Source organism: Segatella hominis (assembly GCF_019249725.2).
Classification (GTDB): domain Bacteria; phylum Bacteroidota; class Bacteroidia; order Bacteroidales; family Bacteroidaceae; genus Prevotella.
The window spans coordinates 1,152,456-1,176,884 of the sequence record NZ_CP137559.1; the positions used below are offsets into that span (position 1 = coordinate 1,152,456).

The window sequence follows — 24,429 nt, forward strand, 5'->3', positions numbered from 1 at the left end:
TATTAAACAAATTAATCTTCAAGAACAACATTCTCCACCTTATTAGGATAAACGTACCACAGATAGCCCTTGACGCAGGAATATCCCATACCCTTGAGTTGAGACATATATTGCCTTACCTGATCATGATATTCAGCATGAGGTTTACCGAACTTGAAGTCAATCACGATAATCTCGTTTTCTCCTACAAGAACACGGTCCGGACGATCCTGACAAACCTTTCCATCCTTATCCAAATAGAGGATACTGGTTTCGTTCTGTACTTTCCATTTATCAGAGAACCACTCACTGACAAGCGGACTATTCAGTCGAGCACGCAACATTTTTTCGATTTTTTCCTTCGAAATATTTTCATCATAAAGCACACCATCAAGTTCAAGTTGCTTCAACACCGACTCAACATCATCCTTTGTCTTTATCTTTGAAAACAATTCATGAAGAACCGTTCCGATTTTGATATAGAACTTCTGCTGTTCCTCGGACTCATCACCATGCATAAAGAATTCACTCTGCAGGCTTGGTTTAAAGGAATATAAATCAGACTTCACTTTTATCCGAATAGGCAAGTCTGCAGATTTTTGCATAAAAACATTCTTATTTTCGGCAAACGCCTCCTCTTTGGAAGAAGCATCTATCTCTCCATATTCGAAGTAAACATCATCGGTTTTCTTGTCAGTTCCATTTCCTTGAAAATCGAGAGTCTGTTCCTCATACTGGCCAGAAGCATTCTGGGCATTCAATGTCTTGTAAACTGCTTCCAGACTATCTTCGATGATAAAACTTCTCTGCGTAGCAGCACCTCGCTTACCATATACAAACAGATTTTTACCAGCTCGCGTGAATCCTACATATAGCAAATTCAAATTATCAACCATATTCTGCAAATGTTCCTGATAGTAATCTTTCTCATAAATACTACCAACCATTTTCTTTGCAGAAAAATCGACAGGCACCAAAGGAAGTTCGTTGAATGGTGCAACCTGAGGCGTACACCAAATCGTATCAGTCTTCTCTAACGCCCAATCACAGAAAGGCATGATGACATTGTCAAACTCCAGACCTTTACTTTTATGAATGGACAAAAGCCTGATTCCGTCAGCCTTATCACTATGAATGCTTTTTGAGTGAATATTCTCATCCCATTCATTCAAGAAATCATCTATATCACCACCATTATCTGAGAGATAAGAAGCCAACTGATCATAGAATGCACTTACGTATGAACTTTGTTGAGAGAGCGTTTCTATTTCTCCCAATTTAAAGTAACTGTAAAGGGACTCTGTCAAATCCAAAAGCGGCTTTTGCAAATAAAGTTCTCTTTCTTCCAAGAATTTTTCTGCTATTTGCTTGTTTTCCAGATATTTCATGCAGAACTTCATCAAGCCGGCCTTAGCTATATCATCATTCGGATGAGCCAGACACCGAAGAGCAGTAACCATCACATTCACGGCCTGAGAGGCATCCAGTCTGAAAGCCTCATCAGAAACCAAAGGCAATGGAGTCGCACTATTAGCCATCAGATAATCAGCAATATTCTGTATGGTCTTATTACTTCTCACCAATATGGCAATATTCTTATATTTTACTCCCGCCTCTACAAGTTCGTTGATGGTATCTAAAATCATACCCATCATCTTGTCCTGATAGTTTTCAGAATTCTCATCTTCTTTGATACTCTTCTGTCCCAAGAGATTAATCCTCACATAGCCACATGCAGGCTTTTTCTGAGGCACACATTGCCTTACATCACTATAAGCCTTCTTGAGTTGAGCTGCACTGGAGCCATCAGAGTCTGAGTCAGAACCAGAGTCAGAGAAAGTATGAGGTAAATCTTTATCCGTTATGGCCTGATATTCTTTTTCTGCAGCAGCTTCGAAGAAAGCGTTATTGAAATCTACGATATTCCTGTCTGAGCGATAATTGTGAGAGAGTGACTCAATTTGAATTGTATAATTAGATGGAAACTCAGATTCAATATTATTAAGCAGACGCCAATCACCAGAACGCCATCTGTAAATACTCTGTTTCACATCACCTACTATTAAATTTCCTGCATTCTGATGACTCATTGTCTCCTGTAATAGCACCTTGAAGTTTTTCCACTGCACAGTACTGGTATCTTGAAACTCATCGATCATGACATGCTCCAACTGAGAACCGATTTTCTCAAAGATGAAAGGGGAGTCTTCATCCTGAATCAAAGAATGAAGAAGAGTCTGGGTATCGCTAAGCAAAAAACGGTTGGCATCTCTGTTCATTTCTCTGACTCTCTTTTCAATACTTCCCAAAAGACGTAATTGATTCAGATGGCGCAAAGTAAGATCACAACTTTTATATATACGCAATAACTTGGGTCTTGAAGTTTCTGAATAATGAAGCAGTTGGAAGAGTTGGGAAACCACTAAGTCATACGCAGGTTTACCAGCCTGAGCGTCAGACTTTTTGACCCAGGATTCTTCGCTATCCAGACATTTTACCAATGTAGCATTTTGCAAATCATCATCATTGAATTTACCGTTTTTCAATTTGGAAAAGTAACTCCATATACCTCTGGTCTTATTTTGAAAGTCATCTGCCGAAAGTCCGTTTTCATCCAATGCGTCAAAAAAGGTAGCCGCAATCTGGTCAAAATGCTCTTTAGCTTCTGCTTGCATTTTTCTCAATCTTGAAGAAAAAGCCTCAAAAAAGCCTTCTTTTTCAATACAATTATTCAGCGCATCAGCATGATCCTTATAGAAATCCTTGAAGATATTCCGTCCAAAAGCTTTTATTTGATAAATCACATTCCAGTTTTTGTCATCTGCAATATTTTCCTTAATATAATCCATAATCCAAAAGAGAAGCTTGTCTGTCATCTGAAGTTCTTCGATCAATTCATCTACAGCCTGTTCTTCTATCTGGACATCATTAAGACCAATTCTCAAATTAGCGGTCAAATCAAGTTCACGTGCCAGATTACGGAGTACACTCTGGAAGAATGTATCAATCGTTTCGACGCGGAAATAATTATAATTGTGGATAAGATTTTTCAGAGCAATACCAGCATTTTCAATAATCTGCTCTTCTGACATCTGAGATAATACCCCCTTGATTTGTTCCAAGTAATCTCTTGAGTCATCCAGCCGATTAGCTATTCCATACAGTTTGCTGAGGATTCTATTTTTCATTTCCTCAGTTGCCTTGTTAGTAAATGTTACAGCAAGAATATTCCTGTATGAAGATGGGTCTTGTATCACCAAGACCATATACTCTTTAGCCAAAGTAAAGGTTTTTCCAGAACCTGCACTTGCTTTATAAACAGTAAGTTGAGAATTCATATCTTAATGCTTGTATATTAAATTGTAATTACCATTCTCTAAATAATTCGAAGCCGAATTTACAACCGACTCCTTGAAATTTTGTGTTTTGAAAAGAAGCAAATATGCCTACCGAAGCCACACGGGTTTTGAACCCGTATCCCCATTCCGTATAAGGATGAAGATGTCTTACCAAGAGGGCATTGACATAGTATCGTTCATTTTCTATAAAACGTCCAACCCATGGCAACCAGGCAGCAAACAAGGCTGGAGACTCATAAGTAACATTGGACCGAACATAATAATCTGATGCATTATACCATCCTGAGTTAAGCAATTCAAATTCGCCAGCCCAATCATCATTCCAGCCGCCAGGTAAATTATTGTCCCTGAAATTGGTATAATCAACAAAATACCAATGGTCACCTTTCTGAGTATAGAATCCAGAACCCAAACGCAAAGAAAGGCTCCGCCTTCTTGACATGTTGATAATATCTTGCATATCCATTTCAACCCGTTCGTAGCTGATATTAGAATGAAGAAAATGATTGAAACTTCTTTCATAATCAACTTTTACGACAGGACCGTTTTTCCCGATAGGATGCCAAACCAGAGCCAATGCAGGCGCAACTGATCTATACAAACTTGGGAAATTGTTTTCCTTATAAAATTCCGGACTTATAGATTTACGCTGATGGGCAATGATTCCCAATTCAAAACCGATATAGTTATTAAACATCCAATGATTCGTCAGTCGCCAATAATTATCCTTAAAAGCCGTATAATCACCATATGGGAAATTGATAAGACTATCTTTTTTCTCACTGATATCCAATATACGACGAGCCACAACATTGGTATTAATTCGGTTTCCATTACCCAACTCAAACTGCAGGAATCCATCATGCTTTTTATTGTAATTAAGAGTAGCAGGAATACTGAAATAGAAGCGATGCTGCTTGAAAGCATAACCAGCTTTAAAGCGAAGAGCAAATTGCACATCATCACTAAAAGAATAACTTCCTCGCACATCAAACTTATACACAAATCCCTTTCTTTCGGAATAACCCATATAAAGAGGATTCAGAATAGGATTAATTCTAAGGTACCCCTGATTTTGTTTTCCGAAATTTTGCTTGATACGATTTAAGACATTATCGCCCACAATATCCCACAACACATCTTTTACAAAGGACTTTTTATGTTTTTCGTTTTTGGCCAAAGAATCCCTTTCATTCTTTTTCAGATAATAATGGTTCAAGAAATGCAATTCCTCCTCATTCAACGGGGTAGGGCGCACCTTTGCCATCAATGTAGTATCTTCAACATTATTCAATGAATCCGACAATAATTTCGGCAAGCCATAAATAGTAGAATATCTGGCCGTTATCTGATTGCCCATAAAACGAAAATTAGCTCTCAAGTCACACTTCTTCGGATACAGAGAACCCACAGAATCCTCTTTATTCATCACCACGCTGATAAAGAAGCGAGTCATATCATACTCACCTTCAAAATCAACCAAATTTATTCTACCCGTATGACTATCCACTATAGCCATACTCGTAACCAATTGAGTATTTTTCAATTTAGGGTAGGCATAAACCTGAGCTTTTCCAAATGGAAGAGCCGTGACCATAAATTTATAATATTTCCTGTTTGACCGATGATAGGGAGACAGTATATTGTCTTGAAAAAGACATTCACCATAAACATTCGGAGTAAGATAATTCAGCAGAGAAGGCATTGTATTCCTTTTGTGAGGAACTGTAGTAATACATAGTAAACGATGAGGAGTTATCTTATTCTTTTCTTTTACTGTATATTTACTATAATATTCTCCCATAAATTCTCTACCGGAACCATGAGCTATCGCATAAAGAGAAGGAACCATAGCCAACGTAAAGTTGCGATGATTGGTACGCATCATAAATTTCGTGTATGCATAAGACTCATGAGATTGCTCAGAAGCGGAATAAGACAACTGATAATATCGATAGATACGATTCATCACCGAATCACGGAAATCGTCTTTCGGTGTAACATTTCTTGCATATCCATCCAGCGATAAAGTCAAGAAAATACAGATTATAATATGAACCAGAAGCCTCATAACAAAAAATCGGGAGCTTGAAAAAGCACCCGATTGCAAAGTTAGTATATTTTTATGAAACAACAAAGAGAATTAAATGTTTTTTCAAAAATTACCCTAAGTATTTCATCAGAATTTTGACATTTCCGGAATCTCTAAGTTTTGTAATACTTTTCTCACGTATTTGACGAACTCTTTCACGAGTCAATCCCATTTTATCTCCAATTTCTTCCAATCCTTTTTCAGTTTCTCCAATTCCAAAGCAGGCACAAACAATCTGCTTTTCCCTGTCTTTAAGAACCTTATCCAAAACCTGACGTAGTTCCATAGCCATACTTTCATGATCAACATGCTTATCTGTGCGACTATCTTCTCCACTTGCCATGACATCAACCATAGAATTGTCATCATCTTCACCAAAAGGCGCATCAATACTTACATGATGACCACTTGCCGCCATGCTTTGAGAGATTTTTTCCTCATCTATACCTGTGCGCTGCGCAAGTTCTTCTACACTTGGACGACGCTGGTTTTCTTGTTCAAATCTATTACTTTCCTGATTAACCTTATTCAAGGAACCAACCTGATTAAGAGGAAGTCTGACTATTCTACTTTGCTCAGCAATTGCTTGCAAAATACTCTGTCGAATCCACCAAACTGCATAAGAAATAAACTTAAAACCACGGGTTTCATCAAATCTTTCTGCAGCTTTAATCAATCCGATATTACCCTCATCAATTAAGTCAGTAAGAGTCAACCCCTGATGCTGATACTGTTTGGCAACAGAGACCACAAAACGAAGATTAGCCTCAACTAATTTGTTTTTTGCTCTTTCCGCAGCCCGACCACCTTTCTTAATGATTTGGGCCAATTCAATCTCTTCGTCAATTGACACCATTGGGGCACGACCTATCTCAACAAGATACTTATCAAGTGCCTCGCTGTTACGATTGGTTATACTTTTTTGAATCTTAAGTTGTCTCATCCTATGCTATTAACTCCTATTTTTAATTGCGTATATATAATATTACGCAAATATAAGAAAAATATTGCATCATTGTTATTTTTATTAATATACTTTAACAATATATTTTTGGAGAAAAGCATATTTTTTATTACGAGAGGCCTCGGATTAGAGACAAACTGCCTATTACGAATCACTTCAGATTAGAGATAAACTGCTTGAAAGAATCATGATAACCATTAAATACATTGATATCTACATGACCCCGAATTCCTGTAACCCTACCATCAGGACAAAGTTGCCAGAAAACCAATTTGATATCAGGCTTGTATTCTCCATATCTTGCAATCCACACCTGATATTTTTGCTTTATATCAGTCGCTTTGCTCAAATAGCGATTTACAAAAGTCTGACTTACATAAATAATAGGACGTTTACCCGTTTCTTTTTCAACCATTCTTAACCATATTTTCATTCTGGTCAAAAGGACACCCACGCCTCCCATCTTCTGAATTTGGGCTTTAGTAGGCTCAACATCAAGAACAGGTGGCAAGTCACCCGATTTGACATATGAATTTTTAAGGAATTGACGTGCCTGCAAAGTAGCTGGAGTTAGAGTAGAAAAGAAATGATAACTTCCTACCTTATATCCATGTGCCCGTGCTGCCACATAGTCTTTTCTATAGAAAGGATTTAATAAACTTGCCCCTTCAGTACTTTTAATATAGATGAAACTAATCGGATAATTAACATCCCCATTAATTGTTTTTTTACTGATATTTCCAAGATGGGAAATACGCAGACGTTTCCAATCGATATTATATTTCTTACCTTTTATAACATGCTGATATTTAGAGATATCAATACCGTAGATTCGATCAGAACTATAAATTAATCGTTCTCCTTTGTATTTATCCAGCACCCATTCTCCTATGCGCAACTGACTTTTATCTGCAACAGAAAAACCAAAACCATTACGTTTTCCATGTTTCCAGTTTCCCTGGTAATAGGCAGCATCGGTAAACCCCTGCCATTCACCATGACCATGAGGCAATCCTAAAGAATCAACCTCACCATTATAAGTTCCTGTTGTGCCCAAAAAATAATCCAATTTGACATCAAACAAAATAGGGACAATACTCAAAGAAGCCAATTCTTTTGACTTATGAAAAGACAAAGCGCAAGACTCTTCAGGTAAGGTTTCTGAGAACAATTGGAAAACATTTCCACCAACATGTTTTAATTTTTCAACTTGTTTTCTATTAGCCTTACCAGAAGGAGAAATCGCAACGAATTCCAAATGACGAACTATCTTCAAAGACTTATGTGAAAGATGTTTTAATGAATCCAACATCTTTCGAGTAGAATCCCGAAGGTTTTCTTCTTTCAAAGCAACCTGAGAAATATGAAAGAATCCTTCATCACTGGCATTGTGACATTTCAAATAATAAGACAACTCTCCATCAATCCACTTTGACTGACTATACTTCGTTTTCAAGGAATCGATATGAAGTTGCACCAATTTTTCCACATTTACATCCTTATATTTATTCTGCCAGATAGTACTATCCAAATCAGCATAAATACGACCTTGACAGGAAGGGATAAAAAAGTATTTATTGAAGAAATATCCAGTAGCAGAAATGGTATCTTTATCAAAATGATAAACCACTTTTCCTCCATCCAATATTTCATATTGAGAGTAAACCTTGACAGGTATCATAGCCGATTGGATCTGCTTCTTAGAAAAGAAGTAACTGAAAGCTATCAGATATATGCAAATCAAAAGTGAAACAACAATCAATATTGCAACACTTAATCGATATTTTTTCTGTTCATTACAAAACATAGCACATTGAATTAAAACACCTTTATATAAATTGAGAGCAAAAGTATAAACTTTTTCGTTAACTACATCATTTTTTTTCGTTTTTTTACTGAATTAAGCGAGATTTAGTTAAAAAACATCTTTGAATTTTGAAATGCCAATTTTAAATAGTAACTTTGCAATCGTATAGAAACATCATCAGACTTAATATTGCAATCATGGTAAAGTATAAAATTCATATTTTAAATATGTGGATAGCAACATGCGCTTTGTTGCTATCTACCATTATACTTCACCACCATCATATGGGGCAAGTTTGTTTTATAGAACAACAATGCCAATATGATGGAAATATTAATGATGAGCATACTGCCCACCATGAGAAAGACAACAAGGGATGCAATATTCACCAGATGCATCAGTTTATCTCTAATGGCAAAAATATAAAATCCATATACAAACATCCGGACTACGACAGAAATATGCTCGTAGCCCTATTGCCTTCTTCTATTCAATTGACCCCATGCTACAAGATTGTCATATCAAAATGGCAACAAAAAACGATGTCAATCAAGTTAGGGGCTTCTGTGAATAGTTCTTTACGGGGGCCTCCTTTTTCTTACTTCATTTCATTTCTTTAGTTGATAACTGAAGACGGTCGCATCTTAGATGAAATTCCATCATTTCATTGCGACAGAATCTATAAAGAAGCTGCTTGATCTATAAAGAAGCAACTTGGATTGATCAGCAAATACTAAACAAAAGAATAATAAGAAAATGGTGAAAAGAATATCTTTGATTGTGGTATGTACTGCAATCGCATTTTTTGCTTTCAGTTTCTATTCTGAAAGTAAAGCAGACAAGGAGGAGAATGAGGAAAAGGAAGAAGAAGTGGATTTTCAAAACATTCCTTTAACCAGCAAACAACTGAATGCTATTGACCTCAAATTAGGGGAGGCACAAAAGCGCGAACTGGATGCAATGCTTCATGTAAACGGCACGTTGGTACTTAGAGCCCAGAATATGGCAGACGTCGCTTCTTTGATGGGCGGTGTCGTCAAATCAATTTCTGTGAAAGAAGGACAACAGATTAATAAAGGGCAAGTTGTGGCAACCATTGAAAATACAGAAATCGTATCTTTACAGAAAGACTACTATTCTGCATATAAAGAAATGGAAAGTGCGAAGCTTGAAATGGAAAGACAGAAAACACTGGCCTCCGCAGGAGCCGGTATCAAAAAAACACTACTCTTATCTGAAAAAGACTATAAGGTGGCGAAAGCAAATCTTATAGGAATCGGTCGCCAGCTGACTCAGTTGGGCATCTCTACAGCATCTGTGGCGAAGGGAAAATTTACAACAGTCTTCCCTTTATATGCTCCTATCAAAGGTACGGTAAGCGAAATTACAGCATCTTTGGGAAGTTACGCAGACATGCAGACGCCTTTGATGAAAATCAGAAATAACAATGCTGTAGAATGTGACTTGAATGTTTTTGAACGAGATCTGAATAAAGTAAAGATTGGAAACCGAGTATTACTCTCACTCACCAATCAACCAGGCGTAAAAGTCTCCGGTCATGTTTATGGCATGAATGAATATTTTAACGAAGGAACAAAAAGCGTTGCTGTACATGTCAAACTTGATGCAACCAGAGGCACAAACCTCTTTGATGGCATGTATGTATCCGGGCAAATAGCGACAGGACGCCAGCTTTGTGTTGCGCTTCCTAACAAAGCTATTGTTAATATAGAAGGTAAACAATATATCTTTGCACTCAATAAACAACCCAAAAATGGAGAATACAGTTTTTCACGACATGAAGTGACAACAGGAGTCAGAAATGACGGATATACAGAGGTTTCACTCTGCAAGCACATACAGAATGGACAAAAGATAGTGACTGATAATGCTTTCTACCTGGCATCGCAGATTGGCGATCATGGAGAAGAAGATTAGTGTCCGGAAATTAAAATTATTAATCAATTTACAAATTTAAAAGGACATCATGTTTCAGAAACTAATTACAAGTTCCATCAAGCACAAGTTTGTGGTAGGTTTCCTCACTATATCGCTTATAGTTTGGGGACTTTGGTCGTTGGCTACATTGCCGTTTGACTCTACACCAGACATCACCGATAATCAGGTTCAAGTAATTACCCAAGCACCTTCCCTGGGTGCCCAGGAAGTCGAGCAATATGTAACCACTCCTATCGAAATGGCATTGGCCAATATACCACGCCTTCAAGAACGAAGGAGCATTTCCAGAAGCGGATTATCAGTTATAACATTAATCTTTGATGACCAGGCAGATATCTATTGGGCCCGCTCTCAAGTAAGTCAGGTTTTAAACGACGCAGTAAAAGAGTTGCCAAAGAACACTTCTACAGAAATGGGACCCATCGCTACTGCGCTGGGAGAAATATATCACTATACAGTACGAACCAAGAAAGGGTATGAAAACAAGTATTCCCTCACGCAACTTCGCACGATCCAAGATTGGATTGTCAGAAAACAACTTTCAGGAACTCCTGGTGTTGCAGAAGTGAGCGGTTGGGGAGGATTTGTCAAACAGTACGAAGTAGCCATCAACACAGACCGATTGAATGCCAATGGCATAACAGTATCCGAAGTCTTCGATGCCTTGCAAAAGAACAACGCCAATACCGGTGGAAGCTATATTGAGCAAAACTCAAACCAATACTATATCCGTGCTATTGGTGTGGCCAAGACTTTTGATGATATTGCCAATATACCTGTAAAGAATGTCAACGGAATAACAATAAAAGTCGGCGACATTGCCAAGGTACAGGAAGGTCACGCAACCCGTTTTGGTGCCGTTACGAGAAATGGCGAGGGAGAAGTCGTAGCCGGAATAGCTATCATGCTCAAAGGAGAAAACTTCCAAGAAGTAAGCAAAAATGTCAAGTCAAGAATTGCCCAGATTCAGAAATCCCTCCCAGAAGGAGTCATCATAGAACCTTTCATTGACCGTACAAATCTTGTAAAGCGTGTTGAGGGAACCATAGAGCACAACTTGATCATGGGAGGCCTCATTGTCATCTTTGTATTGGTCATTTTCTTAGGAAACTGGAGAGCAGGACTGGTCGTTGCAAGCGTCATTCCACTCAGTATGCTATTCGCTTTTGGAATGATGAAGACCTTTGGCATAGATGGCAACCTGATGAGTTTAGGAGCCATTGATTTCGGTATGATTGTGGATTCTGCTGTCATTATTGTGGAAGCCGTAGTTACCCATATCAACCAAAAAACTCAGAAGACGAGCCTCACGCAAGCCGAGATGGATGAAGAAGTTCATTTCTCTGCTTCACGTATCAGGCAAAGTGCAGCCTTCGGTGAAATCATGATTATGATCGTATATGTTCCTTTGATGACCTTAGTGGGCATTGAAGGCAAGATGTTCCGTCCGATGGCTCTCACTGTATTTTTTGCCATACTCGGCGCCTTCATATTGTCACTTACGTATGTTCCGATGGCAAGTAGCCTCTTCCTTAGCAAGAAAATCAGCAAGAAAGAGACTTTCGCCGACAAGATGGTCAAGAAAATACAGCAATGGTATCTTCCTGTCCTCAACTGGGTACTGAAACAAAACAAGAACGTGATAACAGGTGCCGTTGCTTTGTTCTGTGTCAGTCTTGTGGCATTCAAGTTTCTTGGAGGAGAATTTATCCCAAGTTTGGAAGAAGGAGATTTTGCCGTAGAAATGAGTATGTCGCAAGGAACTTCTCTCTCGCAAATGGTAGAAAGTTGTACCAAGGCAGAGAAACTGCTGAGGGCTGAATATCCGGAAGTGAAACAAGTCGTTAGCCGTATAGGAAGTGCCGAGATTCCAACTGACCCAATGCCTGTTGAAAGAGCGGACATCATGATTTCACTCAAGCCAAAAGCAGAATGGACTTCCGCTGAAACAACAGAAGAACTCATGGAAAAGATGGAAGAAACACTCCATACGATTCCGGGATTAGAGGCTGAAATATCACAGCCTATCCAAATGCGTAATAACGAGTTGCTGACTGGCATCAAGCAAGATGTTGCAATCAAAATATTTGGAGATGATCTGGATGAACTCACCAAGTTAGGAGAACATGTAGGCAAGATGATTAGTGGCATCCAGGGAGTAAGTGGAACATCTGTGGAACAAGTTTCTGGTTTGCCGCAGATTCAGGTGGTATATAATCATGAACGGATGGCGGAATACGGAATCAACGTTGATGACATCAATCAAGTGCTTGAAACTTCATTTGCGGGCGGAATAGCCGGTTCCATTTATGAAGGAGAACGGAAATTTGACATTGTATTGAGGTTAGATAATAACGACCGCAATGTTTCATCTATCCAAAATCTTGCTATCCCAATAGGTTCCGGGGAAACAATTCCATTGACCCAGGTTGCAGATATCATTTACGAACCCGCTCCAGCACAAATCTCTCACGAAAATGGTGCGCGACGTATCTATGTCGGTTTCAACATAAAAGGAAGAGATATGCAGAGTACGGTGGATGAAATACAGAATCTGCTGGATACGAAACTGAAGTTGCCGGAAGGATATTATTATACCTATGGTGGCGAGTTCCAGAATTTACAGAGTGCAATTACCCGATTGATGATAGTAGTGCCATTGGCGCTTATCATTATCTTCCTGTTACTTTATGCAACAGTAAAAAACGTAAGAGAAAGTCTGTTCGTATTCTCGGCAATTCCATTGGCTGCCATTGGTGGAGTATGGGCATTATGGTTTAGAGGTATGCCATTCTCTATTTCAGCCGGAGTTGGATTCATTGCCCTGTTTGGTGTTGCAGTTCTTAACGGAATTGTACTCATCGGTGAGATGAATCAAATGCAGAAGAATCAGTTGTCATCAGCAGTAGAGTCCGGGCGCAGCAACACTCAACTTATTCACGAAAGAATAATTGACAGTTGCATGATCAGACTCCGCCCTGTATTAATGACTGCACTCGTAGCATCGTTAGGATTTTTACCGATGGCTTTGTCACACGGAGATGGAGCTGAGGTACAAAGACCTTTGGCTACTGTTGTTATCGGCGGACTCATCACTTCTACATTATTGACTTTGTTGGTTTTACCGGCAATTTACAAAACGTTTACTAAGAAATAGTTATATGAAAAGAGCAATAATATATATTACTTTGTTGTGTTTGTGTAGCAATATGCAAGCACAACACAAAGTACTCAATTTACAACAATGCCTGAATATGGCATACGAAAAGAATTATAAGATTCTTGCAGCAAACAAGTCGATAGAACGTGCCAAAAACCTTCAGGCCACAGCATGGGATATTGACAAAACCGATTTGACGCTGTCACAGGATCCTACATCTGGCGGAAGTACGGACAATTCCATTTCCCTCACTCAAAGTATAGAATTTCCAACTCTTTATATTGCAAAGAACAAGCAATTAAAAGCGGAAACTCAAGCTGAAAAGAGTAAGAAGAATGTAGTATTGTCTGAACTTATTTATCAGATTAAAAGCAATTACTATCAGTTGATATATGAATATGAACGTTTAAACATTCTCAACAAGCAGGACAGCATTCTCAACCGTTATCGGACAATAGCTGAAGCGCGATTCAAGGCAGGAGAAACACGCCAACTGGAATTACTTTCAGCCAATAGAATGCATCGTGAAAACAAGTTGGAAATGACGAATGTCCTCAGCGGAATCGAAAGTAAGCAACTCCTATTATCCGGTTTGGTAAATAGCAATGAACCCATCAAACCTGCAGACCGGAATTTAGTAGCATTGGATTGGGTACAAAACAGTTTCAACTACCAGCTTACTCCAGAAGGACAATATGCGCAAGATAGGATTTCAGTAGCAGACAAAGCAGTCAGCGTAGCAAAAAACGGCTATGCACCCTCTCTCAGTCTTTCCCTTCGCAACCAGATGGTCATCTCCTCATGGGATCCCTACCATGTCAATAGAAGCAGGTTTGAAGGAGGCAACTTTATGGGATTTGAAGTTGGAGTGGGGATTCCACTCTTTTATGGTGCAACCAAAGCCCGAATTAAGGCTGCCAAAAAAGATAAAGAAATTGCAGAATATGAAATCAAGCAAGAGCAGTTGGATAAGCAACAAGAATATCATGCATGCTTGAGTAAGTGCAATGAAGCATTTGTCCGAATGAAATATTATCAGGAGGAAGGCAAGCAAAACAACCAGAAACTGGAAGAAATGAGCCAGGCAGAATATGAAAATGGCGAAATTTCATATATTGAATATGTTGAAGCGCTGAACAACAGCATTGACTTCTACATGAAGAAAGCTGCAGCAATCAATGACTATAATCAAAGCGTCATCGAATTACAAAAACTGATGGGGAACCAGATTTCTTCTGAAGGAAAGAAATGAGGCAGACATCCATATGATGATAGATGAAATCTCATGACGACAGACGCAATGAATACAAGTCATACAAAACATTGTATTCTCATATTTGGAAACAGATCATAAAATGTAAAGAAAATGAGTGAACCCTTAGCAGAAAGAATGCGACCACGTTCTCTTGACGACTACGTTGGCCAAAAACACTTAGTAGGTGAAGGAGCCATACTCCGTAAAATGATAGATGCAGGAAGAATTTCCTCTTTTATTCTTTGGGGACCTCCTGGTGTAGGCAAAACAACATTGGCACAAATTATCGCTCACACGCTCAAAGTACCTTTCTATACTTTGAGCGCTGTGACAAGCGGTGTAAAGGATGTCAGGGAAGTGATAGAAAGAGCCAAAAACAACCGTTTTTTTGACTCCGCTTCTCCTATACTGTTTATTGACGAAATCCATCGTTTCTCCAAAAGTCAGCAAGACTCATTATTGGGTGCAGTAGAGAAAGGCATCGTTACCCTCATCGGAGCAACCACAGAGAATCCTTCCTTTGAGGTAATACGGCCTTTACTTTCCCGGTGCCAACTTTACGTTCTGAAACCTTTAGGAAAAGACGACTTACAGGGGCTTCTTGAAAGAGCGATCCATAAAGATGTTGTTCTCAAAGAGAAAGACATAACGTTGAAGGAAACGAGTGCAATGCTAAGGTATAGTGGTGGCGATGCCCGCAAACTGCTGAATATTTTGGAATTGATCGTGAATTCTTTCTCTTCGGATGAAATAATCATCACAGACGAGGTAGTAGAAAGGGAACTCCAGCAAAATCCTCTTGCCTATGATAAACAGGGAGAAATGCATTATGACATTATCTCTGCTTTCATCAAGAGTATCCGGGGAAGTGATCCTGATGCTGCATTATATTGGATGGCAAGAATGATAGAAGGAGGGGAGGACCCACAATTCATTGCAAGAAGAGTGGTCATCAGTGCCAGCGAGGACATCGGACTTGCCAATCCGAATGCTTTACTCTTGGCAAATGCGGCTTTTGATACGGTCATGAAAATCGGATGGCCTGAAGCACGGATTGCATTAGCCGAAGCGGTGGTTTATCTTGCCACCAGTCCTAAGAGTAACAGTGCATATTTAGGCATCAATGCAGCAATAGCAAGGGTGCGGGAAACGGGAAATCTTCCTGTTCCGCTGCATATCCGAAATGCTCCAACCCAATTAATGGCAGAATTGGGCTACCATGACGGATATAAATATCCACATGACTATCCTGGGCACTTCACCAACCAGCAATATCTTCCGAATGAAATTCAAAATGAGAGATTCTGGTATGCACAGCACTCTCCTAATGAAGAAAAATTATATAATTGGATGGTAACCTGTTGGGGAGATAGATTCAAGGAATAATACGTTCAATCAATCAAAATATAACAAAAACATTAGTAGGAGAATAATGAAATGATAATCAATCATGACCCGGAATTTGTCATTACACTACAACGTGTAATAGAATTCATAGGAACATTTGCCTTTGCATTGTCAGGCATAAGACTCGCAGCCAGCAAACATTACGACTGGCTGGGAGGCTTTGTATGCGGTATTGCTGTGGCAATAGGAGGAGGAACCATACGAGATGTCATGTTAGGTGTAAGACCTTTCTGGATGCTAAGTCCGATATACATGATATGTACGCTATTTGCACAGTGTGTCGTAATAGTATGCCACCATTATCTCAGACGTCTGGATACTACTTGGTTTTTATTCGACACACTCGGTTTGGCCCTATTCAATATAGCGGGTATTCAAAAAACATTGGAATGTGGCTTCCCATTTTGGGTTGCTATCATTATGGGATGCATTACGGGAGCTGCCGGAGGAGTGATCAGAGATGTGCTGCTCAACGAAGAACCTGTGATCTTCAGAAAGGAAATATACGCTATGGCTTGTGTGGTGGGAGGACTCACATACTGGTTGCTGAGCTGGTTGCAGGTTAGCCTCTATATCACGGTCATTGCCACATTTGCTATCGTTTGCGCGATCCGATTCTTGGCAGTAAGATACCATATTTCACTACCAAAATTAAGAGACGAAGAATAAACAAATAATATAAATTAAAATGTATAAGAATCTAATCATTTTTGCGATGGCCCTTTTCCTTACATTGGGCGCATCAGCACAAAACAAACGTGAATTCCGTGGCGCATGGATCCAATGTGTCAATGGTCAATTCATGGGTAAAAGCACCCAACAGATTCAGTCTATGCTCAGCAAGCAACTGGACGAGTTGGAAAAAGATGGTGTCAATGCCATTATCTTTCAAGTGAGAGCGGAATGTGATGCCCTCTATGAGAGCCAACTGGAACCATGGAGTAAATTCCTGACAGGAACCCAGGGGCAGGCTCCGAATCCTTACTGGGACCCTTTGGCATGGATGGTAGAACAATGCCATAAAAGAGGAATGGAAATTCATGCCTGGATCAATCCATATCGTGCTAAACACGGATCCACAAGCATGTCACAACTTAGCAAAAACAGTGTTGTCGTAAAACAACCTAAATTATGCTTTTCCTATGATAATTTAGTGCTTCTCAATCCTGGTTTGCAAGAATCTGCTGATTACGTCTGCAAAGTGGCAGCCGACATCGTCAGCAGATATGATGTAGATGGTTTCCATATAGATGATTATTTCTATCCTTATCCAGTAGCTGGCAAACAGATTCCAGACCAAGCCCTGTATCAGCAGAACTCTCATGGCTATTGGAATATTGGAGATTGGCGAAGAGATAACGTAAGCAGATTTGTAAAGCAATTGGGGAAGACTATACATCATGTAAAACCTTGGGTAAAATTTGGTGTTTCTCCTTTCGGTATTTATCGCAATAAAAGAAATGATCCGAATGGTTCTGAAACGAATGGTTTGCAGAATTTTGATGACCTTTATGCCGATGTACTTTTGTGGGTGAATAATGGTTGGATAGACTACTGCGTTCCTCAATTGTATTGGGAAATCGGACATAAGGCTGCTGATTATAAGACCCTTATTACCTGGTGGAACAAGCATGCAGGTAAAAGACCTTTATTTATTGGCGAAGACATTGAACGAACAGCGAAGTTTGCTGACCCAGAAAATCCAAGAAGTCATCAGCTTCCAGCCAAGCACAAGTTACACCAGCAAATGCAGAATGTAAAGGGAACCGTTTTATGGTACGCCCAGACAGCTGCTGACAACGTTGGAAATATTGGTCATACTTTAAGAGATTACTATTGGAAATATCCTGCATTGCCTCCTCTTATGACTTTCTTGGATCATAAAAGTCCAAAAGACGTTAGATGTCTAAAACTTAAATGGACAGAGCAGGGACCTATATTGAAATGGAAAACTCCTAAAGGAAAAAAATGGGGTGATGTGGCCAATAAATTTGTTATCTATCAATTTAAGGAAGGTGAACCTATTGACTTAAACGACGCATCCAAAATTATGAAGATCACCTACGATCACAACGTGAAAGTACCATATATCAAGGATGGTAAAACTACCTACATTGTAACCGCATTAGATAGAGTGGGCAACGAAAGTAAAGGCAAGAAGAAGAAGATAAAATTCTAAAATATACTTTTCAAATAAACAATAAAAGCTCGAAAGATTTCCTTCCGAGCTTTTATTGTTTATTGATATTGTCGAAGAGCTGATAACAATTCTATATTCTCACTCTTTTTACCGATCGTAATTCGCAGGCAGTTCTCACAAAGCTGCACTCTATTTCTATTGCGAACGATGATACCCTTATCAACCAAATAATCGTATATAGCCTGCGCATCCGTCATTTTCGCCAAGAAGAAATTGGCATCAGTAGGATAAACTTTCACGCAGATAGGAAGTTCTGTAAAGGCCGTAACCATCTTACCTCTTTCCTGCAACAGATTCTTCACCCATTCATCCACCTGATATGGATCATTCAAAACCTCCAGGGCATGTTGCTGAGTAAGTAAATTCACATTATAAGGATATTTCACCTTGTTGAACAAATCGATAATATCCTTGCTGGCAAAAGCCATACCCAATCTCAAAGCAGCACAACCCCAGGCTTTACTCATGGTGTTGAGCACAATCATATTAGGGAATTTAGACAAGTATGATCTGAATGGCTGAATACTGGAGAAATCAGCATAAGCCTCATCCAAGACTACGATGCCATCAAAACGCTGCAATACACCAACGATCGCTTCCGGATTGATCAGATTGCCCGTAGGATTATTCGGACTACAAATCCAGATAACCTTCGTATGGTCATCACAAGCACTCAGTAACTTATCTGCCGTAATCTGATAATTCTCATCCAGCAACACCTGACGGTATTCCACATCATTCACGTCAGCACATACCTGATACATTCCATAAGTAGGAGCAATGGCAACCACATTGTCTATTCCCGGATTACAGAAGATACGATACACCAAGTCAATAGCCTCATCACTTCCATTTCCCAAAAATATATTCTCCACAGGCACGTTCTTGATCTTGCTCAAGACCTTTTTCACATCCGTCTGGAAAGGATCCGGATAACGATTATAGGGATCATTATACGGATTCTCGTTGGCATCCAGAAAGTTGTGAGCTTTCTTACCAGAAAATTCTGTTCTTGCACAACTATATGGAGAAAGGTTCCAAATATTGGCTCTACAGAGTTCTTTTAATTCTTTCATATTTCGATAAAATAGATTCTTAAAATTAAAAAGTCGAAATGGACAAAACTATTTTCCCACTTCATCAACTCTCACGCGCATCGCGTTGGCATGAGCTTCCAACTGTTCGTTTTCAGCCATAACAACAACAGCGTTACCGATACTTCTGATACCTTCATCAGTCAAATGCTGGAACGTAATCTTGCGGTTATAACTATCCAGATTGACGCCATTATATGCCAGCGCATAACCATGAGTAGGAAGGGTATGATTGGTACCACTGGCATAATCACCAGCACTTTCGCAAGCATACTGTCCCAAGAATACACTACCGGCATTTACCACTTTCTCCGCCAATTCATCATAATTGCGAGTGGCGATAATCAAATGTTCAGGCGCATAAGTATTGCTGAGTTCAATGGCCTCATCATAATCCTTCACCAAGACAAGTTTAGAATTATCCAAAGACTTGGCTGCCATCTCCTTTCTCGGCAATTGTTCGAGTTGTTTTTCCACCTCTTCCTTCACTTTCTCAATCATCTCTTCAGAAGTAGAAATCAGGAAAACCTGAGAATCAACACCATGCTCAGCCTGAGAAAGCAAATCGGCAGCAACAAACACAGGATTACTGGTTTCATCCGCAATAACACATACTTCAGAAGGCCCCGCAGGCATATCAATAGCCACATCGTGTAAAGAAACATGTTGTTTAGCAGCCATGACGTACTGATTGCCCGGACCAAAGATTTTATATACCTTAGGAACACTCTCTGTGCCATATGCCATCGCACCAATCGCCTGAACGCCACCGATTTTAAATATCTTGCTCACACCAGCAATCTTAGCCGCCATCAAGATGGCAGGATTCACTTTGCCTTCTCTGTTAGGAGGAGTACAAAGTACGATTTCCTTACAACCGGCTATCTTGGCTGGTGTTGCAAGCATCAGGACCGTAGAAAAGAGAGGAGCTGTACCTCCAGGAATATAGAGGCCAACTTTCTCAATAGCAACACTTTTCTGCCAACAAGTCACACCAGAGACTGTTTCCACCTTTTCTCCATGAAACTGCTGGCTCTGATGGAATGAAGAAATGTTATGATGGGCCAACTCCAACGCATGCTTCAGTTCAAGAGAAACCAGGCTTTCAGCCTCTTCCATTTCTGCATCAGATACAGATAAAGAGTCCAAATGCGCATGGTCGAATTTCTCTTCGTAACGTATAACAGCGCTATCGCCATGATTCTTAACATCATTGAGAACACCTTCTACAGTAGCATTAAGCTCTGAAATATCCAGGTGTGGACGTTTCACTAATTCGTCCCATTCTTCCTTTGCAGGATAACAAATTACCTTCATTCCTTATATTATTAATAATTTACTTTTATATTTGTTTCTAACTCCCAGAACATGAAATCAAAGTTCCGGGTAGAAGACAGATATGATCAAAACTCTTTTTACAAGATCATCTTCTCGATAGGAGTAACCAGAATACCCTGAGCATCCAGCTCCTTGAGTTTTCCGATGATTTCCCAGAATCTCTTCTCATCGAGAACCGTATGGATACTGCACCATTCATCATCAGCCAATGGGATGATCGTAGGACTCTTGATACCAGGCAAGACATCCGTAATTTCCTTCACCTTAGACTTTGGTGCATTCATCATCACATACTTCTTGTCCTGAGCAGAACGCACAGCTTCGAAACGGAACAGCATTTCGTTCAGAATCTGATGCTTCTCTTCATCCATATTCCAATTACCGATAAGCAAAGCCTCGCTCTTCATCACGACTTCCACCTCTGCCAAATTATTGCTAACAAGGGTAGAGCCTGAACTTACGATATCAAAGATACCATCAGCAAGACCGATACCAGGACTAATTTCCACAGAACCAGTAATGACATGGATATCAGCCTTGATACCTTTCTGCTGCATGAAATTGCGAAGGATGTTGGGATAAGAAGTCGCAATTTTCTTGCCATTAAACCACTGCAAACCAGGATAATCAATTTTCTTAGGGATAGCCAGACTCAAACGACATTTGCTAAAACCAAGACGATCAATAATCTGGGCATTTTCACCTCTTTCCACAAATTCATTCTCGCCAACAATACCGATGTCAGCGACGCCGCTTGCTACACTCTGAGGAATATCATCATCACGGAGATACAAAACCTCGAGAGGGAAGTTAGAAGACTGCACCAAAAGAGTGCGCTTAGAAGCACTCACTTTAATGTCTGCTTCTGAAAGTAAATTCATGGTGTCATCGAAAAGACGCCCTTTAGATTGTACTGCTATTCGTAACATATTTCTTCATTTTGTTTAAAAAACATTGCAAAAGTACATCTTTTCGCTTGAATATCCAAAAAATTATGTAATTTTGTAACCTGAAATATGAATAAAGTATATTTATCGGCAATATTTGCATTATTTTTGTTGGTTTGCAGTTGTTCTAATCAGAAAACGCAACCAGATGTTACACCTTGGGGGACACCTATAGGCGAGGAGGATTATTCCAGTAACTCAAATCAAACGCAAAGTTTTACTTATGATGATATTGTATCAAATGGTGAATTAATCATGCTGACTGTCAACGGTCCTGATACATATTATATATATAAGAACCGGAATTTAGGTATGCAATATCTTCTTTGCGAGAAATTTGCCCAGAAAATTGGTGTCAGCCTGAGAGTGGAAGTATGTAAGGACACTACTGAAATGATCAGCAAGTTGGAAAAAGGGGAGGGCGACATTATTGCCGTACCCTTATCACGCAAGAAAGCGAAAGGTAATTTGTTGTTTTGCGGTCCTAAGCAAGATACAACCCAAGAACAATGGGTCGTCATAGGAGGCAACAACAGTTTGGCAGACTCTCTGAATGCCTGGTACAAACCGCAATTAACTGCAGAAGTGAAAAAAGAAGAAGCATTTCTTTTATCCTCACAAAGTATCAGGCGCCATGTTTATTCTCCTTTCCTGAACAGAACTAAAGGTGTAATCTCGGAATACGATGGTTACTTTCAGCGATATGCTCCAACAGCAAGAATGGATTGGCGCTTAATGGCTGCGCAATGTTATCAGGAGAGTTGCTTTGACCCAAATGCCAAATCGTGGGCAGGGGCTTGCGGACTCATGCAGATCATGCCTTCTACCGCATCCCATCTGGGACTTTCCATGAACGACATACATCAGCCAGAGGCCAACATCGCTGCAGCATCCCGCTATATGGCAGAACTTCAGGGACATTTCTCTGACATCCATGATCCAAGCCAGCGAATCTTATATGCCCTTGCTGCATACAATGGAGGCTTCAGCCACATCAGAGATGCCATGGCTTTAACCAAGAAATATGGGGGCAATCCATACAATTGGGAGGAAGTAAAACATTTCGTCCTCAAGCTTAGCAATCCTTACTATTATAGGGATCCTGTCGTGAAAAGAGGTTTCATGAGAGGCACGGAAACTGCAGATTACGTAGAGCGCATTCAGAAACGATGGAGTGAATACTGTGGAGGAAATATCAGTAGTGGCAGGAGAATGATTTCACCCCGCAATTATCATGGCACTCCGACAGAAGCTAAGAAAAAGAATAAATACAAAATTTAGAATTCCTTTTTAAACGATCAGAACAATGATTTTAGCTACAATACTTATCTATTTCTGCATATTGCTGATATTCAGTAAAATAACGTCACACAAGGCAAATAATGAAACCTTCTACCGGGGAAACCGCAGGTCTCCCTGGTACATGGTGGCCTTCGGAATGGTGGGCGCATCCATCAGCGGAATCACTTTTGTCAGTGTACCGGGAATGGCCTATAAGATGAACATGACCTACCTGCAGATGTGTATCGGTTTTATTTTTGGCTATTTCATCGTAGCTTTTTTCCTATTACCCGTCTATTATAAGCACAATTTAACGACCATCTATTCTTACCTGAAAGATAGGATGGGCAATCATTCCTATAAGACCGGTGCTTCCTTTTTCATCATTTCCAAAATCATAGGAGCCGCGGTCAGATTTTATGTTGTATGCATCATCCTGCAAAAGTTTGTATTAGACAATTTAGGAATCCCATTCATATTGACAGTTCCCGTAATGGTCATGCTGATATGGTTTTATACCCGCAAGGGTGGAATCAAGACATTAGTCTGGACGGATACGTTCCAAACTTTATGTATGTTTTCTGCCTTAATCCTGATTATTTATTATACCATCAAATGCCTGGACTTCACTCCGATGGAGGCTTACCATGCCATTTGTGACAGTAAATATTCGCAGATATTTGTCTTCGACGATTGGATTTCAAGACAGAATTTCTGGAAGCAGTTCTTAAGTGGAATATTCGTGGTCATAGTCATGACGGGACTTGATCAGGACATGATGCAGAAGAATCTCACCTGCAAGACGCTTCGTGATGCCCAGAAAGATATGTGTACGTATGGCTTTGCCTTCGTACCAGCCAACCTGCTGTTTTTAGCATTAGGCATATTGCTGATATTACTGGCACAAAAGCAACAAATGCCTTTCCCAGAATCACCGGATGATCTATTGCCGATGTTTGCTGCATCAGGCTACATGGGCAATATCGTTGTCGTATTTTTTACCATCGGTATTGTGGCAGCCAGCTTTTCCAGTGCCGACTCAGCCATTACGGCGATAACTACCAGCATTTGCGTAGATATCATAGATTCTCCAAAGGATGAAAAACTACGAAAATCTACGCATCTTGGCGTCGCCATTCTGTTTGTTATTTTCATCATCCTCTTCAAGCAGATCAACTCAACAAGCGTGATAGATGCCATATACATTATCTGCTCCTACACCTACGGACCCCTTTTGGGAATATTTGGATTTGGAATCTTCACCAAACGGAGAGCCAATGATCAAGTAACTCCCTATATTGCGATTTTGAGTCCGATTATCTGTTATGCAATCGACTGGTATTCATCCCATCATTTGGGCTACAAATTGGGTTATGAATTATTGATGCTCAACGGACTCATCACATTTAGCGGATTATACATATTTTCGCAAAAAAATAACGCAAAAATCTGCGCATAGTCAGACCCATATTTTGGGAAGTCCCATAGTGGTTTTATTTTGCGTGCCCACGCAAAAATTTCTCCTTGCCCACGCAAAAATTGAAGCAGGGGCATGGATAAAAATCCTGCAGGATATAGGATAGGAAA

Annotated in this window: 15 protein-coding genes; 8 read left to right on the plus strand and 7 right to left on the minus strand. The window is 39.7% G+C overall.

Annotated features, from left to right (window positions below):
• Positions 1-11 precede the first annotated feature (11 nt).
• The 4 genes from KUA50_RS04635 to KUA50_RS04650 all read right to left on the minus strand — a co-directional run bounded on the left by KUA50_RS04635 (position 12) and on the right by KUA50_RS04650 (position 8,201).
• Entirely contained in the window at positions 12-3,317 is a 3,306-nt protein-coding gene (locus tag KUA50_RS04635; protein WP_218458011.1) for a UvrD-helicase domain-containing protein, read from the minus strand.
• Positions 3,318-3,345: 28 nt separating this feature from the next.
• Positions 3,346-5,226 (minus strand): DUF5686 family protein, encoded by a 1,881-nt coding sequence (locus tag KUA50_RS04640; RefSeq protein WP_218458010.1) that lies wholly within the window; start codon positions 5,224-5,226, stop codon positions 3,346-3,348.
• A gap of 274 nt (positions 5,227-5,500) precedes the next feature.
• The gene (locus tag KUA50_RS04645; protein ID WP_022110325.1) at positions 5,501-6,373 is read right to left on the minus strand and encodes an RNA polymerase sigma factor RpoD/SigA; all 873 of its coding nucleotides are present in this window, start codon (positions 6,371-6,373) and stop codon (positions 5,501-5,503) included.
• 172 nt (positions 6,374-6,545) lie between these two features.
• Entirely contained in the window at positions 6,546-8,201 is a 1,656-nt protein-coding gene (locus KUA50_RS04650) for a GH25 family lysozyme (RefSeq protein ID WP_256624360.1), read from the minus strand.
• A gap of 756 nt (positions 8,202-8,957) precedes the next feature.
• Between KUA50_RS04650 and KUA50_RS04655 the strand changes: the two genes are divergently transcribed.
• The 6 genes from KUA50_RS04655 (at position 8,958) to KUA50_RS04680 (ending at position 18,161) form a co-directional block, all read left to right on the plus strand.
• Complete coding sequence (locus tag KUA50_RS04655) at positions 8,958-10,139, plus strand: efflux RND transporter periplasmic adaptor subunit (RefSeq protein WP_218458009.1); 1,182 nt, start codon at positions 8,958-8,960, stop codon at positions 10,137-10,139.
• Positions 10,140-10,188: 49 nt separating this feature from the next.
• Positions 10,189-13,317, plus strand: coding sequence for an efflux RND transporter permease subunit (locus KUA50_RS04660; protein ID WP_218458008.1), 3,129 nt, complete (start codon positions 10,189-10,191; stop codon positions 13,315-13,317).
• Between the two features lie 97 nt (positions 13,318-13,414).
• Complete coding sequence (locus KUA50_RS04665) at positions 13,415-14,572, plus strand: TolC family protein (protein ID WP_218458006.1); 1,158 nt, start codon at positions 13,415-13,417, stop codon at positions 14,570-14,572.
• Between the two features lie 114 nt (positions 14,573-14,686).
• Entirely contained in the window at positions 14,687-15,961 is a 1,275-nt protein-coding gene (locus tag KUA50_RS04670; protein ID WP_218458005.1) for a replication-associated recombination protein A, read from the plus strand.
• 51 nt (positions 15,962-16,012) lie between these two features.
• Positions 16,013-16,651, plus strand: coding sequence for a trimeric intracellular cation channel family protein (locus KUA50_RS04675; RefSeq protein WP_218458004.1), 639 nt, complete (start codon positions 16,013-16,015; stop codon positions 16,649-16,651).
• Positions 16,652-16,670: 19 nt separating this feature from the next.
• A complete protein-coding gene (locus KUA50_RS04680) occupies positions 16,671-18,161 on the plus strand; it encodes a glycoside hydrolase family 10 protein (RefSeq protein WP_218458002.1) in 1,491 nt (496 codons plus the stop codon).
• A gap of 59 nt (positions 18,162-18,220) precedes the next feature.
• Here the strand turns inward: KUA50_RS04680 and hisC are convergent, their stop codons facing one another.
• From hisC to hisG, 3 genes are all read right to left on the minus strand, one after another.
• Complete coding sequence (hisC, locus tag KUA50_RS04685; protein WP_218458000.1) at positions 18,221-19,258, minus strand: histidinol-phosphate transaminase; 1,038 nt, start codon at positions 19,256-19,258, stop codon at positions 18,221-18,223.
• 48 nt (positions 19,259-19,306) lie between these two features.
• Positions 19,307-20,593 carry a histidinol dehydrogenase gene (hisD, locus tag KUA50_RS04690; protein WP_218457999.1) on the minus strand — a complete coding sequence of 429 codons (1,287 nt, stop codon included), beginning with the start codon at positions 20,591-20,593 and terminating at the stop codon, positions 19,307-19,309.
• A 98-nt stretch (positions 20,594-20,691) separates the two neighbouring features.
• Complete coding sequence (gene hisG, locus KUA50_RS04695) at positions 20,692-21,543, minus strand: ATP phosphoribosyltransferase (RefSeq protein WP_022111489.1); 852 nt, start codon at positions 21,541-21,543, stop codon at positions 20,692-20,694.
• Between the two features lie 87 nt (positions 21,544-21,630).
• On the opposite strand from hisG, the gene KUA50_RS04700 reads away from it, so the two are divergent.
• Positions 21,631-22,842, plus strand: coding sequence for a transglycosylase SLT domain-containing protein (locus tag KUA50_RS04700; protein WP_218457998.1), 1,212 nt, complete (start codon positions 21,631-21,633; stop codon positions 22,840-22,842).
• Positions 22,843-22,867: 25 nt separating this feature from the next.
• The gene (locus tag KUA50_RS04705) at positions 22,868-24,301 is read left to right on the plus strand and encodes a sodium:solute symporter (protein ID WP_218457997.1); all 1,434 of its coding nucleotides are present in this window, start codon (positions 22,868-22,870) and stop codon (positions 24,299-24,301) included.
• Positions 24,302-24,429 lie beyond the last annotated feature (128 nt).

Bases quoted from the DNA above. Each gene is read 5' to 3' on its own strand.
- KUA50_RS04635 (WP_218458011.1), bottom strand. From the start codon at position 3,317: ATGAATTCTCAACTTACTGTTTATAAAGCAAGTGCAGGTTCTGGAAAA.
- KUA50_RS04640 (WP_218458010.1), bottom strand. From the start codon at position 5,226: ATGATGCGTACCAATCATCGCAACTTTACGTTGGCTATGGTTCCTTCT.
- KUA50_RS04645 (WP_022110325.1), bottom strand. From the start codon at position 6,373: ATGAGACAACTTAAGATTCAAAAAAGTATAACCAATCGTAACAGCGAG.
- KUA50_RS04650 (WP_256624360.1), bottom strand. From the start codon at position 8,201: ATGTTTTGTAATGAACAGAAAAAATATCGATTAAGTGTTGCAATATTG.
- KUA50_RS04655 (WP_218458009.1), top strand. From the start codon at position 8,958: ATGGTGAAAAGAATATCTTTGATTGTGGTATGTACTGCAATCGCATTT.
- KUA50_RS04660 (WP_218458008.1), top strand. From the start codon at position 10,189: ATGTTTCAGAAACTAATTACAAGTTCCATCAAGCACAAGTTTGTGGTA.
- KUA50_RS04665 (WP_218458006.1), top strand. From the start codon at position 13,415: ATGGCATACGAAAAGAATTATAAGATTCTTGCAGCAAACAAGTCGATA.
- KUA50_RS04670 (WP_218458005.1), top strand. From the start codon at position 14,687: ATGAGTGAACCCTTAGCAGAAAGAATGCGACCACGTTCTCTTGACGAC.
- KUA50_RS04675 (WP_218458004.1), top strand. From the start codon at position 16,013: ATGATAATCAATCATGACCCGGAATTTGTCATTACACTACAACGTGTA.
- KUA50_RS04680 (WP_218458002.1), top strand. From the start codon at position 16,671: ATGTATAAGAATCTAATCATTTTTGCGATGGCCCTTTTCCTTACATTG.
- hisC (WP_218458000.1), bottom strand. From the start codon at position 19,258: ATGAAAGAATTAAAAGAACTCTGTAGAGCCAATATTTGGAACCTTTCT.
- hisD (WP_218457999.1), bottom strand. From the start codon at position 20,593: ATGAAGGTAATTTGTTATCCTGCAAAGGAAGAATGGGACGAATTAGTG.
- hisG (WP_022111489.1), bottom strand. From the start codon at position 21,543: ATGTTACGAATAGCAGTACAATCTAAAGGGCGTCTTTTCGATGACACC.
- KUA50_RS04700 (WP_218457998.1), top strand. From the start codon at position 21,631: ATGAATAAAGTATATTTATCGGCAATATTTGCATTATTTTTGTTGGTT.
- KUA50_RS04705 (WP_218457997.1), top strand. From the start codon at position 22,868: ATGATTTTAGCTACAATACTTATCTATTTCTGCATATTGCTGATATTC.